The sequence below is a fragment of the Rahnella inusitata genome (genome assembly GCF_965118895.1).
GTDB classification, from domain to species: Bacteria; Pseudomonadota; Gammaproteobacteria; order Enterobacterales; family Enterobacteriaceae; genus Rahnella; species Rahnella inusitata_A.
Genome location: NZ_CBCPJJ010000021.1, coordinates 135,481 through 151,567, shown reverse-complemented (window position 1 = coordinate 151,567; position 16,087 = coordinate 135,481). Strand labels below are relative to the sequence as shown.

The window sequence follows — 16,087 nt, the reverse complement described above, 5'->3', positions numbered from 1 at the left end:
ATGGCAAAATTAATCGCAGAAAATCTGGCGAAGGCATACAAAGGCCGTAAGGTCGTTGAAGATGTCAGCCTGACCGTTAATTCGGGCGAAATCGTCGGATTACTCGGCCCTAACGGTGCCGGTAAAACCACCACGTTCTACATGGTGGTCGGTATCGTGCAGCGTGATGCGGGCCGCATTATCGTTGACGACGAAGACATCAGCCTTCTGCCATTGCACACCCGCGCACGTCGCGGCATTGGTTACCTGCCTCAGGAGGCGTCCATTTTCCGTCGCCTCAGCGTGTTTGATAACCTGATGGCGGTATTGCAGATCCGTGACGACCTGAATAAAGACCAGCGAAACGATCGCGCTAATGAGCTGATGGAAGAGTTCCATATTTCCCATTTGCGCGATAACCTCGGTCAGTCACTGTCCGGTGGTGAACGCCGTCGTGTGGAAATTGCCCGCGCGCTGGCGGCAAATCCTAAGTTTATTCTGCTGGATGAACCCTTCGCCGGTGTTGACCCGATTTCCGTCATTGATATCAAAAAAATCATTGAGCATTTGCGTGACAGCGGCCTCGGCGTACTGATCACTGACCACAACGTCCGTGAAACGCTGGACGTATGTGAACGTGCCTATATCGTCAGTCAGGGCAAACTTATCGCCCACGGCTCTCCGGCCGACATTCTTGCTGATGAACAAGTGAAACGTGTTTATCTCGGTGAAGAATTCCGTCTGTGATCTGCGCCGCCTGAACCGAGCCTGTTGCGCGTTAACGTAAACAGGCCGTTTCTGACCGAAGCTATACCGTCTCAAATCAGCCACGGATATAAAGCCAAGATATGAAGCAAGGTTTGCAACTCAGATTCAGCCAACAACTGGCCATGACTCCTCAATTACAACAGGCGATCCGTCTGTTGCAATTGTCCACGCTTGAGCTCCAACAGGAGATCCAACTCGCGCTGGAGAGCAACCCTCTGCTGGAACAAACTGACCTGCACGATGAAATCGATGCGGTCGAAACCCCTGACAGTGAAGGTCTGGATACCCGCGAAGCCCTCGAGCAGAAAGACATGCCCGAAGAGCTGCCGCTGGATGCCACCTGGGATGAGATTTACACCGCAGGCACCCCGTCCGGTACCGGCAATGATTACAGCGACGACGAACTGCCGGTGTATCAGGGTGAAACTACCCAAACATTGCAGGATTACCTGATGTGGCAGGTCGAGCTGACGCCGTTTTCCGACACCGACGCCGCTATCGCAACCTCCATTGTCGACGCCGTGGATGACACTGGTTATCTGACAATTTCTCTCGACGACATCCTCGAAAGTATTGGTGATGAAAACGTCACCATGGATGAAGTCGAAGCTGTTTTAAAGCGCGTTCAGCGTTTTGACCCGGTGGGTGTGGCGGCGCGCGATCTACGCGACTGCCTGCTGATTCAGCTTTCTCAGTACGTCCCGGAAACGCCTTTCATCACAGAAGCCAGACTTATCATCAGCGAGCATCTGGATCTGCTGGCGAACCATGATTTCCGCGCACTTATGCGATCAACCCGTCTAAAAGAAGATACACTGAAAGGAGCGATGCTCCTGATCCAGTCTCTTGATCCGCGACCGGGGCAGTCGATCAATACCGGCGAGTCAGAATACGTGATCCCGGATGTATTGGTACGCAAAGTGTCGGGCGTCTGGTCCGTCGAACTGAACTCAGACAGCATTCCGCGACTGAAAATCAACCAGCAGTACGCCGCGATGGGCAATTCCACCCGCAGCGACAGCGACGGGCAGTTTATCCGCAGCAATCTGCAGGAAGCCAAGTGGCTGATCAAAAGTCTTGAAAGCCGTAATGACACGCTCCTGAAAGTGACGCGCTGCATTGTCGAACAGCAGCAGGCGTTCTTTGAGATGGGTGATGAATACATGAAACCAATGGTGCTGGCCGATATCGCCAGCGCCGTTGAAATGCACGAGTCGACGATTTCGCGCGTGACAACGCAGAAGTTCCTGCACAGCCCGCGCGGCATTTTCGAACTGAAGTATTTCTTCTCCAGCCATGTCAGTACTGACAGCGGCGGCGAGGCATCGTCCACCGCAATCCGGGCGCTGGTGAAGAAATTGATAGCCGCGGAGAATCCTGTAAAACCGCTCAGCGACAGTAAGTTAGCAACCCTGCTTTCCGATCAGGGCATCATGGTTGCACGCCGTACCGTTGCAAAATACCGAGAGTCTTTGTCCATCCCGCCCTCAAACCAGCGTAAACAGTTAGTTTGACCTCAACAGAGAAGGAAGACATTATGCAGCTCAACATTACCGGACATCACATTGAGATCACCGATCCCCTGAGAGAATTCATCTCGTTGAAACTGGCGAAGTTAGAACAGTATTTCGACAGGATTAATCAGGTGTATGTGGTGTTAAGCGTTGAAAAAGTGCAAAAAGTCGCGGAAGCGACACTGCATGTGAACGGAGGCGAGTTGCATGCCACCTCGGAACATCAGGATATGTACGCAGCGATTGACGGACTGGTTGATAAACTGGCCCGTCAGCTGAACAAACATAAAGACAAACTGAAACAGCACTGACATTCATGTAGCCAACCCTGTGCTACACACCTTCGGGCATCGGCTTGTGACCTTCGGGGAACGAGCCGATATAGCTTTAAGGGTGAATCAGCGCAAAAGTGAAGATGACATGATCAACGATATAGCAATGCAATTAACGTCGGTGCTCAATGCCGAATGCACCAAAAGCGGCGTTCATTGCGCCAGCAAAAAACGTGCGCTGGAAATCATCAGCGAGCTGGCGGCCAAACAACTGAATTTGTCGCCACAGGTGATTTTTGACGCCATTTTGACCCGTGAGCGTATGGGCAGCACCGGGATCGGTGCCGGGATCGCCATCCCGCACGGCAAGCTGGAAGAAGATACGTTACGCGCCGTGGGCGTGTTTATTCAGCTCGAACAACCGATCGCGTTTGACGCTATCGACAATCAGCCAGTGGATCTGCTTTTTGCCTTGCTGGTTCCTGCAGATCAATGTAAAACCCACTTACACACCTTGTCTTTAGTGGCCAAGAAATTGGCAGATAAAACAGTGTGTCGCCGTCTGCGCGGAGCGCAAAGCGACGAAGAACTGTTCAAGATAATGACTGAAAACGAATAATTTTAAGATTCCCGGCAGCGCGCCGGGAAAGTGAATTCTGAACACTGAATGCCAGGGGAGTGACACCATGGTGCTGATGATTGTCAGCGGCCGTTCCGGTTCCGGGAAGTCGGTTGCCCTAAGGGCATTAGAAGACATGGGATTTTACTGTGTGGATAATCTGCCGGTGGTGTTACTGCCGCAGCTTGCCCAGACGCTTGTCGAACGCAATACGTCTGCCGCCGTCAGCATTGATGTGCGCAACATGCCTGAAACACCGGAAGTTTATGAGTATGCGATGTCACAACTGCCTGAGAGTTTCTCGCCGCAGTTGCTGTTCCTCGACGCTGACCGCAATACCCTGATCCGCCGTTACAGCGACACCCGTCGTCTGCACCCGCTTTCCAGCAAAAATCTGTCCCTCGAAAGTGCCATCGATGAAGAAGCCGATCTGCTCGAACCGTTGCGTTCCGCCGCCGATCTGATCATCGACACTTCCGAAATGTCGGTTCACGAGCTGGCAGAAATGCTGCGCACCCGCCTTTTGGGCAAACGTGAACGCGAACTGACGATGGTCTTCGAATCCTTTGGTTTCAAACACGGCCTGCCGATTGATGCCGATTACGTCTTCGACGTACGTTTCCTGCCAAACCCGCATTGGGATCCGAAACTGCGCCCGATGACCGGGCTTGATAAGCCTGTCGCGGCGTTTCTTGACCGTCATACCGAAGTGCACAATTTTATCTACCAGACCCGCAGCTATCTCGAACAATGGTTGCCCGCGCTGGAAACCAACAACCGCAGCTATCTGACCGTCGCCATTGGTTGTACTGGCGGTAAACACCGTTCGGTGTATATCGCGGAAGAACTGGCCGACTATTTCCGTTCCCGTGGGAAGAATGTTCAGTCCCGCCATCGCACGCTGGAAAAACGCAAATCATGACGGTGAAACAAACGGTAGAAATCAAAAACCGGTTAGGGATGCACGCCCGTCCGGCGATGAAGTTGTTTGAACTGGTGCAGAGTTTTGAATCAGAAGTGATGCTGCGCAACGGCACAGGCATTGAAGCGGAAGCCAGCAGCGTGATCGCCCTGCTGATGCTCGACTCCCCTAAAGGCCAGCAAATCGAAATCGAAGCCACCGGCCCCGATGAGGTTGAAGCACTGAGCGCCGTAGTGAATCTGATTAATTCCGGATTCGATGAAGACTGAGAATTAACCCACTGTTTAAGCCGTATTAAATGCGGCTTAAACAGTCGATCGCAATAGCCTTAAAGCTCTCAAAATTCTCACTGCTCAGCAAACGGCTCATCGAACGCTCCCGCACAAACGTCACGAATAAATCGTAAATCGCCATTGCCTCTTCGTAATCCGCCTTGCTGATCGCCAGCAGGAAAATCACATGCGCCGTTTCCCCTTCGCCCCAGGCAATACCCTGCGGAGAAAGCAAAGTGATCACCACGGTTTTCTTCGCCAGCAAACCTAACGAATGTGGCAATGCAATGCCCTCACCCAGCATGGTCGAGACAATTTCCTCACGCTCTACCACCGACGGGTAAAATGCCTGATCGACATACCCTTCTTCTTCCAGCTGCGAACACACATGCCGGAACAGTTCCGCCTGCGTCATCGGTTCGTTGATGATCATGAAGTGTTTTTCGTCGAAGAATTTTTCCAGCATATAAGGCCGGGTGCGATCCACCAGCACCAGCTTGCCGAGCTGTTCCATCTGGTATTCCGTCGGGAACGGTGAAAGTACAACCACCGGCTTATTCTTCTCGCTGATGCGCGCATTCGAGATAATAAAATCTTCGTCAATGTGCTCCAGCTTCTCGTAATCGCGCAAAGATACGATTTGCTTCATCACCAGCTGCGGATACTTTCGGCTGATCTGCGCCTGAATCATACGGATGGTGGAATTGCCGGTATCGCACACCATCATCACCTGCGGATGACGCTGATAGCCAATGTCGTAATGCCGCTCCAGTCCGACGCCGATGTGCAGCACCAGAAAACCGATCTCGTTTTCGCTGAGCGTATACGGCGTGTATTTACCCCAGCTGGAGACCGCCGCCAGCGTGACGTCATACGCCATCGGATAATGCTGTTTGATGTTGCTCAGCAGCGGATTAGGAATATTGATCTGATATTTCACCCGCGTAATCATGGTCTTGATATGCGTGAGCAGATCCGCACGCAGCTGCTTATCGCCCTGCAAATCATAGTTATAGTGCGCATTGATATACGAAAGAATGTAATCGACCAGCGATTCATCATCGTCGGCGTTAATGTCGGTCGGCAAAATATTCTGCACGCGCCGCGCGGCGATATTCACCCGCAGGTAGGCCTCTTCGGAGGCCGGGATCTCCTTGCCCACCAGACTTTTTAGCTCCTCCGCCAGCCGCAGGGAGACCTGCTTCACCGCCGGATCGCCCTCTTCCGCATCGAAATCCGTCAGCGGATAACCGCCGGCGATGCGTTTGATCGCCACCGCGCAGTAGAGGATCAGATACTGCTCGCCCGCATCGGTCAGCTGAATAGCCGACTGTGTCAGCAGCTGATGCATAAACCGTGTCAGCGGCACCAGCGCTTCCGGCTCCAGACTCTCGGCTTTCAGCAGCGGATTGGCCTGCTCTTCGGCATCGAGCTGAAACAGCAGGTCAGTGAGACAGGCACGGATCGCCAGTTCTGCGCCGAACAGCTTCATACCGTAACGCGGTTTGGTTTCAATATTCAGGTGGTAACGCGCCAGATGCTCCCTCACCTCAGCCATATCATTTTGCAGGGTTCCCCGGCTGACAAACCATTCATCGGCCAGATCTTCCAGCTTCAGTGAAAAAGCTGAGGTCAAAAAGCGGATCAGCAACGTCTTTACCCGCTCTGCGGCGGTGCGCGGCGTCGGGTTCGGTTTAGGCTGTGCCGATTGCTGCAACGAGGAGAACAGCGCCTGATCGTCGATGCGCAGCTGATAACCGCTGCCACGGCTGTGAACAAAGGTCGCGCCATAACCGGCAATGATTTCATTGAGTGATGTGATGTCCGCACGCACGGTGCGCGTTGACACCTCCAGACGCCTGGCCAGCTCATCCTGAGGCAGGGTTTCGGTCTGTAACGCATCAAAAAGTTGCGCCAGCCGTTGATTGGGAAATCTCACCATTGTTGTTCCATATTGTTGCCGCTATACCCCATCCGCTTAAACGAATGGGGTTTGGTTCTCAGGTTGTGTCAGTCAGGGCGCGATAACCATCTGCGACGGACTGCCGACCGCCACGTAGCTGTCGACGAAGGTCAGTTTGCCGCTGTCAGACGATACCTTGAATGTAGTGATGTTATCGCTTCGTTGATTCATTGCGTAAATATATTTGCCGTCCGGTGACAAGGTCAGCGTGCGCGGGTAATCACCACGCGTCCAGGTTTCATCGCTCCATTTCATTGCGCCCTCGCCGGTCACCGAGACCTGCGCGATGCTGTTGTGCAGACGGTTGGCCACGTACAGATGCTTACCGTCCTTACTCAGCACAATGCCCGCCGCAAAGTTGGTGCCTTTGAAACCGGCAGGCAACGAAGACAGGCTGTGCAGTTCAGTCAGCGTGCCTTTAGTGACGTCAAAGCGATAACTGGTCAGCGTCGAGGCTTCTTCGTTGATCAGGAAAACCACTTTTCCGTTGGGATGGAACACGAAGTGGCGCGGCCCGGCTCCTTCGGACGAGGCCTTGATGAACGGCGGCTCGTTGGCTTCGAGTACGCCGGTTTCAGCGTTGAACTTCCACTGATAGATCCTGTCCAGACCGAGATCGGTGGAGAACGCGAATTTGCCGGAAGGATCGGTGGCGATCATATGTGCGTGCGGCCCGTTGTGATCGCTTATTGCAAAACTGCCTTCGGTAGCGGCCGCGGGTTTGCCTGCGCCCGCCGGGCCGGACTCTTGCTGACTGTTGCTGGCGTCGCTGAGTTTGCCGTCAGCCGCCACCGGGAATACTGCCACGATGCCGCTGATGTAGTTGGCGACCAGCAGATGATCGCCTTTTGGCGTCAGCGACAGATACACCGGCCCCGCGCCTGCGGAATCTACCTGATTAATCAGCGTCAGGCTGCCGTCTTGCGGCGCGATGCGGTACGCGGCAATGGCGCCGTGTTTCCCGCCGTTGTAATTATCGATTTCGCTGCCGACGAACAGCGTTTTGCCATCGTGGCTGAGCACCATCTGCGCCTGATTAGGCAGCTGGCTGGCGAGCGTTTTCTCGCTCAGCGCCCCGGTTTTAGGATCAAATTTAAAGCGGTAAACACCTTCCCCGTTCGGGTTGTAGGTGCCGACATAAGCAAAGTGTGGCGTCATGGTTTTTTCGGCTGCGTAGAGCGGCATGGCGGATACGGCCAGCATCGCGGAGGTTAAACCTGAAATCAGAAACCAGTTTCTCATACATTTCCTCAAACGGGGTTGTCAGACAAACGAGAGACTCTGCGCCCCCGTGACCGGGAGAACGCAGAGTATTTAACCGCGCAGACGGCTCACCGCGCAGGAAAGGTCAGAATCTTTAGCCCACCAGCTTTTTAACGCTGGCCAGCAGGGTTTTCACATCTTCCGGGCGGGTGTTACCGGTCGCGCTGTCGATGATTGAGCTGTAAATGTGCGGAATGATTTTCGTGACACCCGCCGCCAGTGCGATTTCCATAATCGCCTCGAAGTTCTCCAGGTCGATACCGCCCGTCGGCTCCAGCCAGAAATCCTGTTCCGCACAGGCGCGCGCGACGGCTGCGAATTCCTCCCGGGTTTTCAGGCCGCCCATCGGGAAATATTTCACCGAGCTGCCGCCCATGTCCCTGAGCAGCGCAATGGCGGTTTCCACCGGCACAATCGCATCGCTGGCCTTTGAGCTCAGTGGCCCGGTGTTGATCTTCACCAGGCCCACTTTGCCGGTAGGCGAAATCAGACCGTTGACCACGCTGTCGCTCTGGCCGAGCAGCGCACGGCTGGTGCCGACGCCGGTAAAGACCTGATTGACGTGTTGCGGCTGCACCTGCGCTGATATCTGGCTGACCATCAGAGACTGACGCGGATCGCCCGCGCCGAGGCCGACGGATAACGCGTTTTCAATCAGCGCGGCATACTCCTTCATGTCCGCCACGGCGCTTGCCACATCGGCATAATTTTTGGAAAGCACGCCAACCAGTACATGACCTTCTGCCGCGTCATAAATCTCGCGGGCATTGTCTTTCGAGCCCGCCAGCACGTTCAGGCAGACGCGGTCACGGTAGAAGTTTGGGGTCAGCTTCATGCTTTCTCTCCACTGAAAAGTTGTTTGAAACGGTCGGCGACGATGGCGAGCTGTGGCGGCGTCACGCTGCGCACGTCCACTTCGATCTTGCCTTCGTTAGCGCGGTAGCCTCGGAAATAAATAGCGATATCGCCGGTTTTCATCGCTTCCACAATGGCTTTGGTTTTCCAGCCCAGCACCGCTTCGTCAAAGGTGATTTCCGTACGGGCGATGTCGCGCCCGGCGCTGTCCCAGACCACACGGCCGGTGACGCCGTGGATTTCATTCAGGCTGGCGATAAATGGCGTCATCTTATCGACCATTTCCTGGCCACTGGTTTTCGGCAATGTGATGTAGCTTTCAATCGCCTGCGTCAGGCCGAGAATGCCCTCTTTGCCGACTTTCATCGCGCGACCAATGCCGCCGGATTGCAGCTTCACCCATTCGACGTACTGTTTTTTACCCAGCACCAGACCGCTGGTCGGCCCTTCGATGGCTTTCGCACCGCTGTAAATCACCAGATCTGCGCCCATTTCGTAGTAACAGGTCAGGTCTTCTTCTGCGGCCGCATCGACGATCAGCGGCAGGTTATATTCCCGCGCCACCGCCGCCGCTTCTTCCACGGAGAGAATGCTTTTCTGCACGCTGTGATGCGATTTGATGTACATGATGGCCGCAGTGCGCGGCGTGATGCAGGCCGCCAGCTGTGCCGCCGAACATTCGTTGGCGTAACCGGCTTCGACGACTTTCCCGCCGCCCATCGTCACCATCGTGGCGACCGGTGCACCGAAATTCACGTTATGACCTTTCGGCAGCACGATGTCGTGCGGCACGTCGAGCGGCGCGGCGTGCAGGTTTTCCAGCAGCCACGCGTTATCTTTCACGATCACCGCCGCGACCGACTGGGCGATCCCGGCGGAGGCGCAGGACACCACGACTGCGCTTTCGACATTCAGCAGTCTGGCGATGTACGCACCGGTTTTATTCACCAGATCTTTCATCTCGAAGAAATGGTTCAGGCCGGTATTCACCACGGCAGCCACTTCTTCGCGCGGCGTTGAGACGCCGAGAAGGGTCATCCGCCCGGAAGCATTGATGACCTGTTTTAAATTGTACTTTTCATATAACGATTGTTCAGAAGACATGAGCAGATTTCCCTTCTTCGGTTAACAGGGTGATGCCCGCGACCACGGCGGCCAGAGGCACCAGCAAACTTTCGCCCTTCACGGACTGACCTTCAGAATCGACAAACACCTGCGGCGCGTGGCGCAGCTCAAACAGGGTCAGATCGGCGTCAGCTCCCACTTCCAGACGCCCTTTGGTGCGCAGGCGTAACGCATCGGCGGCGTGCGAGGTGACGCAATCGATCACCTGCGGCAACGTCATGCCGACGCTAAAGAATTTGGACATCACCGTCGCCAGGCTGTGAACCGGTCCGCTGATGCGGTTGCGGCAGTAAATATCGGAGCTGATGGTGTGCGGCAAAATGCCCTGCTTAATGGCCAGTTCCGCCACCTCAAAACTGAAGCTCGCGGAGCCGTGGCCGACATCCAGCCGCACGCCGCGGCTCAGCGCGCGTTTCACTGAATCGCGCAGTACGCCTTCCGGCGACAAAATGCGGTTCGGCTTGCCGTTATAGCAATGGGTGATGATGTCGCCGGAAGTGAGTAAATCAGCGATTTCGTCGAGATTCGGCGGGTTATTGCCGATATGAACCATCAGCGGTAAATCATCATTTTCCTGCTGAATTTCTTTAGCGCGAATCAGCGGCTGAATGCCGTTCTTACCGACCACGCTGCTGCTCATGCGGGCTTTAATACCGATGATAAAACCAGGATTTTTTTCGATAGCCGTACGCACCGCCGCTTTGTCGATCTGCGCCATATCGGCCAGTTCGTTCTGCGTGACAATGCCAGTGCGGGCGATATTCAAAAACGCGTAGACGTTAGTTTTCGCCGCGCGGGTGATCTGATAGAAATCATCGACATCATTCGCGCCGGTACTTCCGGCATCGGCCACGGTAGTCACGCCGCTGGCGACGCCGATCAGATCAGCGTCATCATGATAAATCGGTGATTTGGGGTAACAGTGAACGTGGGAGTCGATCCAGCCCGCGCTGGCGTAAACCTTGCCGTGCAGATCGAGAACGTGGCGGGCGGATGCGTCCGCCGGGACGTCAAGGGCGGCGATTTTGCCGTCGCGGATGGCGATGTCCATCAGGCTGCCGTCTGTGCTTTTTGCCTGTCGGATGATCAGATCATACATTCTCTCTTCTCCGTCTCTCTTCTGCGTAAGACCGGGCCTCAGAAGCGCGTCCTGACGCCCGGTTACTGCGTTTTACTGCCGTTCCTACAGGGAAACCGGGAAAAACGCGCCCAGCACCATCGCACCGAGAATGGCACCGCCGGTGATCGGCTTTTGCCACAGATAAAAACCTAACGCGCCCAGCAACGAGCCCAGACCGATAGGAATCGACGCGGCCATCGCGGACAGGATAATCAACGGCCCGAGGAAGCGGCCGGAGGCATTACCCGCGCCCATCATCACGTCCGCCCCGTAGGTCGAGTTGCTCTGATTGATGGTGAATTTGCGCGCCAGAATGATGATGTAACCCACGGCTAAACCGAGGATCAGGCCGGTCACCAGCGAAGCAGCAAAGTTCGCCACCGGGAAGATGATCCCCGCGCCCAGCAGCATCGCCGGAACGCCAAGGCCGATACCGGTCTGGATAGCGCCACCGATATCTAGAATCCCGACCAGGGAGCCTTCGATGATGCGGGCGAACAGGAAGCTGGCACCGAAGGCCGCCACTGCGCCATACACGCCGGTATCCATGCCTGAACGCAGCATCGACACAAACGCCACTTCGTTAAACGCCCCGATGCCATACAGGTAATACATGTGCGTCCCGGCGAAGACGCCGGAGGACAGTAATCCGACAAAGATCGGGAACGACCATTCGGCGTACCAGAAACCACGTTTGGCTTGTTCTTCCATTGTCATTTCCTCTTACTTGCCGCTGATGGAGTTGTGGATGCCGTTCAGCCATGTCGGAACGTCCAGCATGAATGACTGCAACAATTTGACGTCGAAACCACGGAAGAAGCCGCTGAGGACGAACAGCGCGATAATCGCCGCCATCATCACTTTGGTGACGTGGTTCCAGCCGCTTTCTTCGACCCCTTTACCAATCAGGATACCCAGCACCAGACCCGGTACGGCGTTGCCCATGATCATCTGCGCCAGACCGCCAAAAATGGTGGCCCAGAAACCCGAACGACGCCCTGCATCAATCGCAGCCAGCCAGAAAATCACCGGCATGACGGTGTTCACCAGCATGTTTGCGGCAGGCACCAGCACTTTGATCGCCGTGACCTGCAGTGCAGCAGGAACCGCCGAGGCCGTGGTGTTAAGGAATGCCACGACAATCATGCCGATGATGCCGCCCGCAATCGCCATTTTGCGCGGGTCATGCATGGTTTCTGCGACGTTGCGGTTTTTAAACATCAGTGCCGCGGTCGCCCAGTGAGGGATGATGCGGTGGTCGACGTCCTGTGTGAAAGACCCCGCCGCCACGGAAGATGCCCAGGCATTAAAGAAGAAGCCCAGACCGAATGAGAAATGCGAAGCCGGATCGCCTTCACAGGAATTTAATTCCCCAAGAGTACGAAAAGCCCCCATTCCTTGCACGGTCGGCGCGTGGAACATACGTGCGGCACCCGCACCTACGCCCACCCCAACCAGTCCGCCGATAATAAGCGACTTAAATAAAATAATTAAAAACATCAGTATATCCTTGTCATTTATAGCTAACGTTTTTATTTCGTGACAAAAACTACCTGTTCCGTATCAATAACAGTCAGGTTGACGGTAATGTCTAACGCCACGTAATAACTCTTTTTTTCCCTGGCCAGAAAAAAGAACAGGAACTTTTCTCTTTTAACGGATTCTTCGGCTTTTATTACCTTGACGTCCTGCGGTTCAATGCGCAGCAAGACATTATTCGCCGAAGCTTTGAGAACGGTTCGCTGAACCTGACTCAGTGCGGAAGAAAAGGCGGCAGCCTTATTTTCGCCTTTTCCCTCAACCCGAACTGTCGTGGTTGATTGTTGTTTCATTACGCCTGACCATACTTTTTGTTATAAGCTTCCACCAGGCGCTGACCCAGTTCTTCTTTATCCATAAATCCAAACCCTAATACCAAACAGCCTTCGTTAATTGCGGTGACACCTTCATCCACTGAGCGCATCCCATATTTGGCTTTATATCCATATTTGTTTTGTGCGGTAATCGCACCCGCGCCGCCACTGCCGCAGAAAGAAATACCAAAGGTCGCGCCTTCTGCTTTCATCACGTCACCGAGTTTCATATCTGCTGCCATACCAGGGACAACAATGGCTTTTCCGCCCGCTGCTTCAACGCCTGCCGCGACTTTCTGCCCTTTGCCTAAACGGTCGCCGATCACTACTAATACTTGTCCCATGATTTATCTCTCCAGTTAATTCGCTGTACTTTCTGTAAAATTTATTTTGGCTCGTTGTCACGTGCGACTTCGAAATGCACCGAGAGCAGATACGCTTCTTCGATCGGTAAATTTCCTAACCAGCCGATCACCTCTTCTGCCATTTTCATGGAGTCATCAGAGATTTCATCAAATAATTCTTTTTCGACTTCAGGTAACGGCTCACCGGTAATGGATCGCAACACCATGGCTTTAACGTGTGACGTTAACATCTGCAACTGAACATCGGTGGTGTAGATATTCTTTGCACTTTGCATGGCCTGAATATCTTTTAAAATTTGCTCTGTGGTTGCCGCGGCGTCTTTAAATTCACGTTGCCCGGCCCCATTCACAGATGCGCTTGCGTTATTCACTCGCGATTACCTCTCTCCTTGCCTGACTCACTAATTTCAGCCGTTTATTTCGTCTGTCTTTACCCTAACCCCAGGGAGATTTCCTGTGTAGACCGTCTTTTTCCAGTTCGAAGTGGAAATACAATGAGCTGAGCGGATCCGATTCGCAAAACGAAAAGTTAAGTCGTCATATCACTGAGTATTACCGTCTGTAGCAGCGTATTTCACTGGTAATCGGAATTTTCGCAATGCGGAATATTTCCATCACATCCCTTTCATTTCCGCTTAAGAGTGCCTAGTATCAAAGAACACCCGCAAATTACTGACACCCCTGCGCTTACCCGCGGGGGTGTTATTTTTTGCCTACTGGCAACCCATCCGCACAAAGCGGGTGATGCAAAAGGAATCCTGGAGAATGTTATGAGCAAACCGACACTGACCATCAGCGAACTTGACGCAGAACGCCTGGACACCCTGCTGGCGCAGCCTGCCTATGCCAACAGCCCGGTCGCAGATGCCCTGAATGAAGAGTTGGATCGCGCAGAGATTTTGCCGCCAGAAGACATGCCCGCCGACGTGGTCACGATGAACAGCAAGGTGCGCTTTACAGAAGGTAAAGAGGGCGAAGAACATATCCGCACGCTGGTGTATCCGGCGGCGCTGAAAGACAGTAACGAGCAGTTATCCGTGATGGCGCCGCTTGGTGCAGCGTTGCTGGGCTTACGCGTGGGTGGAAGTATCACGTGGAAGATGCCGAACGGCGAAGACAGCCGGATCGAGGTGCTGGAGTTGTTGTTCCAGCCGGAGGCAGCGGGGGAACTGCGACGCTAAAGTCCGTTAAATCCCTTCCCTGCGAAGGGGAGGGAAAGGAGCGAGGCAGGCGTCATTTACTTAAATTTCTTATGGTTCTCATTCCTTGTCGCCTTAAACCCTTCAGCTTCTTTCTTCGCTTCATCCACTTTGCCCGCTTTAGCTAAAGCGGCAGCCGAATCAATTTGTCCGATCAGCGTATCGAGCCCTTTGTGGTAGTCCTTCATCTCAGGGCTGTCCGGCGCTTTGCCTTTCAGCTTTGGCGGTGTCGCTTTCTTAGCATCTTCCGCTGCCGCTTTCATGTTCGCCAGACCGGTGGTCAGTTCCGCCTGATCGTTGGTTTTCAACACTTTGCCGTAGTTATCGGCAATCGTGTCCATGTCTGTTTCTAAATCCGCCGCCAGTGCGACCGTACTGCTTCCTAATAAGGCCACAACTGCTAACGCCATCAGATGTTTACGCATGAGGGATTCTCTCTATTGTTATAAATTTATTATTTAAAACGACATTGCTTGTAAGGCTTTATAAAAATAGGCCGAGAGAAGGCAAAGTGGAACGACTTTTTTTGTAAATAAGCATTGATGAGAGGAATGAAGCAGAAGAACAGCAGCGATCGGGCGACCGCTGCTGGGAGAGATTATTCGCCGGCGATTTTCATCGAAGGCAATAATACGGAACCACACTGGATATTGCTGCGGGTTTCGATATCGCTGCCGATGGCGACCATATCGCGCCACATGTCTTTCAGGTTACCGGCGATGGTGATTTCACTCACCGGATACTGGATTTCACCGTTCTCGACCCAGAAACCTGCCGCACCGCGGGAGTAATCGCCGGTAACGCCGCTGACGCCCTGCCCCATCAGTTCCGTCACCACCAGGCCTTTGTCCAGCTTACGCAACATACCGGCGAAGTCGTCACCCTGACCGGCGATGCGCCAGTTATGGATGCCGCCTGCGTGCCCGGTGGTTTGCAGACCGAGCTTGCCCGCGGAATAGCAGGTCATCAGCCAGGTTTGCAGCACGCCCGCTTTTACGATGTCGCGACGCTGGGTGCGCACACCTTCGCTGTCGAACGGCGTCGAGGCCAGCCCCTGCAACAGATGCGGATGTTCTTCGATGGTCAGCCACTCAGGCAGGATCTGTTCGCCAAGGCTGTCGAGCAGGAAGGAGGATTTACGGTAGATGCTGCCGCCGCTGATCGCACCTACCAGATGGCCAAACAGGCCGGTCGCTACTTCAGCAGCGAACAGCACCGGTGCGTGCATGGTGGGTAATTTTCGCGGTGCGAGACGGGACAACGTGCGGCGTGCGCACTCTGCGCCAACCCATTCCGGGTCTTTCAGATCACTCATTTTACGGGCGATGGAATAGGCGTAATCACGTTCCATGTCGCCTTCGTGTTCGGCGATGACTGAGGCGGAAATCGAGTGGCGCGTTGAGCAATAACTTTGCAGCATGCCGTGGCTGTTACCGAAAACGCGGATGCCGTAATGGCTGTTAAAGCTGCCACCTTCGGTGTTAGTGATGCGCTTGTCCGCTTTCAGCGCGGCCTGTTCAGCGCGTGCTGCCAGCTCAATGCTGCGATCCGGATCCAGCTCTTCCGGATGGAATAAATCCAGATCCGGTGCATCGAAGGCCAGCATCTCTTTATCCGCTACACCGGCAAACGGATCCGGCGAGGTATAACGGGCGATGTCCAGTGCGGCCTGCACGGTGAGGGAGATCGCGTCCGGGCTTAAATCGGTGGAAGACGCGCTGCCTTTGCGGTTTTGATAGTAAACGGTGATGCCCAGCGCGCCATCGCTGTTGAATTCAACGTTCTCGACTTCACCAAAACGTGTACTGACGCCGATACCGGTGGTTTTGCTGACCGCCACTTCTGCGGCGTCTGAACCGGCTTTCGCCAGTTCTAATGCCTGAGATACGGCCTGTTCGAGGGTTTTACGCTGCTGCGCAACTTGATTCACTACGTTCATCGGCATGCCATCGCTTATGAGATAAAAGGGATTGTTCTACACTGAAACACAGATACTTA

General features: G+C 54.2%; 19 protein-coding genes. 7 read left to right on the top strand and 12 right to left on the bottom strand.

Annotated features, from left to right (window positions below; genetic code table 11):
• The 6 genes from lptB (at position 1) to npr (ending at position 4,343) form a co-directional block, all read left to right on the top strand.
• The gene (gene lptB / locus ACMHLI_RS17540; protein ID WP_413530560.1) at positions 1–726 is read left to right on the top strand and encodes an LPS export ABC transporter ATP-binding protein; all 726 of its coding nucleotides are present in this window, start codon (positions 1–3) and stop codon (positions 724–726) included.
• Between the two features lie 101 nt (positions 727–827).
• Positions 828–2,261, top strand: a complete 1,434-nt coding sequence (rpoN, locus tag ACMHLI_RS17535) for an RNA polymerase factor sigma-54 (RefSeq protein ID WP_213051482.1) — start codon at positions 828–830, stop codon at positions 2,259–2,261.
• A 23-nt stretch (positions 2,262–2,284) separates the two neighbouring features.
• Positions 2,285–2,572: a ribosome hibernation promoting factor gene (gene hpf / locus ACMHLI_RS17530; RefSeq protein ID WP_112169187.1), complete on the top strand. Its 288-nt coding sequence runs from the start codon at positions 2,285–2,287 to the stop codon at positions 2,570–2,572.
• 109 nt (positions 2,573–2,681) lie between these two features.
• The gene (gene ptsN / locus ACMHLI_RS17525) at positions 2,682–3,152 is read left to right on the top strand and encodes a PTS IIA-like nitrogen regulatory protein PtsN (RefSeq protein ID WP_112169343.1); all 471 of its coding nucleotides are present in this window, start codon (positions 2,682–2,684) and stop codon (positions 3,150–3,152) included.
• A 67-nt stretch (positions 3,153–3,219) separates the two neighbouring features.
• Positions 3,220–4,074, top strand: a complete 855-nt coding sequence (gene rapZ / locus ACMHLI_RS17520) for an RNase adapter RapZ (RefSeq protein WP_112169185.1) — start codon at positions 3,220–3,222, stop codon at positions 4,072–4,074.
• A complete protein-coding gene (gene npr / locus ACMHLI_RS17515; protein ID WP_413530559.1) occupies positions 4,071–4,343 on the top strand; it encodes a PTS phosphocarrier protein NPr in 273 nt (90 codons plus the stop codon). Before rapZ ends, npr begins: the two co-directional genes overlap by 4 nt.
• Before the next feature lie 25 nt (positions 4,344–4,368).
• Here npr and ACMHLI_RS17510 read toward each other — a convergent pair whose 3' ends face one another.
• The 10 genes from ACMHLI_RS17510 to ACMHLI_RS17465 form a co-directional block, all read right to left on the bottom strand.
• Entirely contained in the window at positions 4,369–6,288 is a 1,920-nt protein-coding gene (locus ACMHLI_RS17510; RefSeq protein WP_413530558.1) for a BglG family transcription antiterminator, read from the bottom strand.
• A gap of 72 nt (positions 6,289–6,360) precedes the next feature.
• A complete protein-coding gene (locus ACMHLI_RS17505) occupies positions 6,361–7,551 on the bottom strand; it encodes a lactonase family protein (protein ID WP_413530557.1) in 1,191 nt (396 codons plus the stop codon).
• Positions 7,552–7,666: 115 nt separating this feature from the next.
• Positions 7,667–8,407 (bottom strand): 2-dehydro-3-deoxy-phosphogluconate aldolase, encoded by a 741-nt coding sequence (dagF, locus tag ACMHLI_RS17500; protein ID WP_413530556.1) that lies wholly within the window; start codon positions 8,405–8,407, stop codon positions 7,667–7,669.
• Entirely contained in the window at positions 8,404–9,531 is a 1,128-nt protein-coding gene (locus ACMHLI_RS17495; protein WP_413530555.1) for a DgaE family pyridoxal phosphate-dependent ammonia lyase, read from the bottom strand. Before ACMHLI_RS17495 ends, dagF begins: the two co-directional genes overlap by 4 nt.
• The gene (locus ACMHLI_RS17490; RefSeq protein WP_413530554.1) at positions 9,521–10,651 is read right to left on the bottom strand and encodes an amidohydrolase/deacetylase family metallohydrolase; all 1,131 of its coding nucleotides are present in this window, start codon (positions 10,649–10,651) and stop codon (positions 9,521–9,523) included. The genes ACMHLI_RS17495 and ACMHLI_RS17490 overlap by 11 nt, the downstream gene beginning before the upstream one ends.
• 84 nt (positions 10,652–10,735) lie before the next feature.
• Positions 10,736–11,383 carry a DUF4310 family protein gene (locus ACMHLI_RS17485; protein ID WP_413530553.1) on the bottom strand — a complete coding sequence of 216 codons (648 nt, stop codon included), beginning with the start codon at positions 11,381–11,383 and terminating at the stop codon, positions 10,736–10,738.
• A gap of 12 nt (positions 11,384–11,395) precedes the next feature.
• Complete coding sequence (locus ACMHLI_RS17480; RefSeq protein WP_413530552.1) at positions 11,396–12,172, bottom strand: DUF4311 domain-containing protein; 777 nt, start codon at positions 12,170–12,172, stop codon at positions 11,396–11,398.
• A 32-nt stretch (positions 12,173–12,204) separates the two neighbouring features.
• Positions 12,205–12,504: a DUF4312 family protein gene (locus ACMHLI_RS17475; RefSeq protein WP_413530551.1), complete on the bottom strand. Its 300-nt coding sequence runs from the start codon at positions 12,502–12,504 to the stop codon at positions 12,205–12,207.
• Complete coding sequence (locus tag ACMHLI_RS17470; RefSeq protein ID WP_013577270.1) at positions 12,504–12,869, bottom strand: SFCGS family glycine-rich protein; 366 nt, start codon at positions 12,867–12,869, stop codon at positions 12,504–12,506. The genes ACMHLI_RS17475 and ACMHLI_RS17470 overlap by 1 nt, the downstream gene beginning before the upstream one ends.
• Before the next feature lie 41 nt (positions 12,870–12,910).
• Positions 12,911–13,261: a PRD domain-containing protein gene (locus ACMHLI_RS17465; RefSeq protein WP_413530550.1), complete on the bottom strand. Its 351-nt coding sequence runs from the start codon at positions 13,259–13,261 to the stop codon at positions 12,911–12,913.
• A 399-nt stretch (positions 13,262–13,660) separates the two neighbouring features.
• Here ACMHLI_RS17465 and rnk point away from each other — a divergent pair, with 399 nt between their 5' ends.
• Positions 13,661–14,071 (top strand): nucleoside diphosphate kinase regulator, encoded by a 411-nt coding sequence (gene rnk / locus ACMHLI_RS17460; protein ID WP_112169163.1) that lies wholly within the window; start codon positions 13,661–13,663, stop codon positions 14,069–14,071.
• Positions 14,072–14,127: 56 nt separating this feature from the next.
• Here the strand turns inward: rnk and cybC are convergent, their stop codons facing one another.
• Positions 14,128–14,514 carry a cytochrome b562 gene (cybC, locus tag ACMHLI_RS17455; RefSeq protein WP_112168371.1) on the bottom strand — a complete coding sequence of 129 codons (387 nt, stop codon included), beginning with the start codon at positions 14,512–14,514 and terminating at the stop codon, positions 14,128–14,130.
• Between the two features lie 173 nt (positions 14,515–14,687).
• Positions 14,688–16,028, bottom strand: coding sequence for a metalloprotease PmbA (gene pmbA / locus ACMHLI_RS17450; protein WP_413530549.1), 1,341 nt, complete (start codon positions 16,026–16,028; stop codon positions 14,688–14,690).
• Positions 16,029–16,087: the final 59 nt, after the last annotated feature.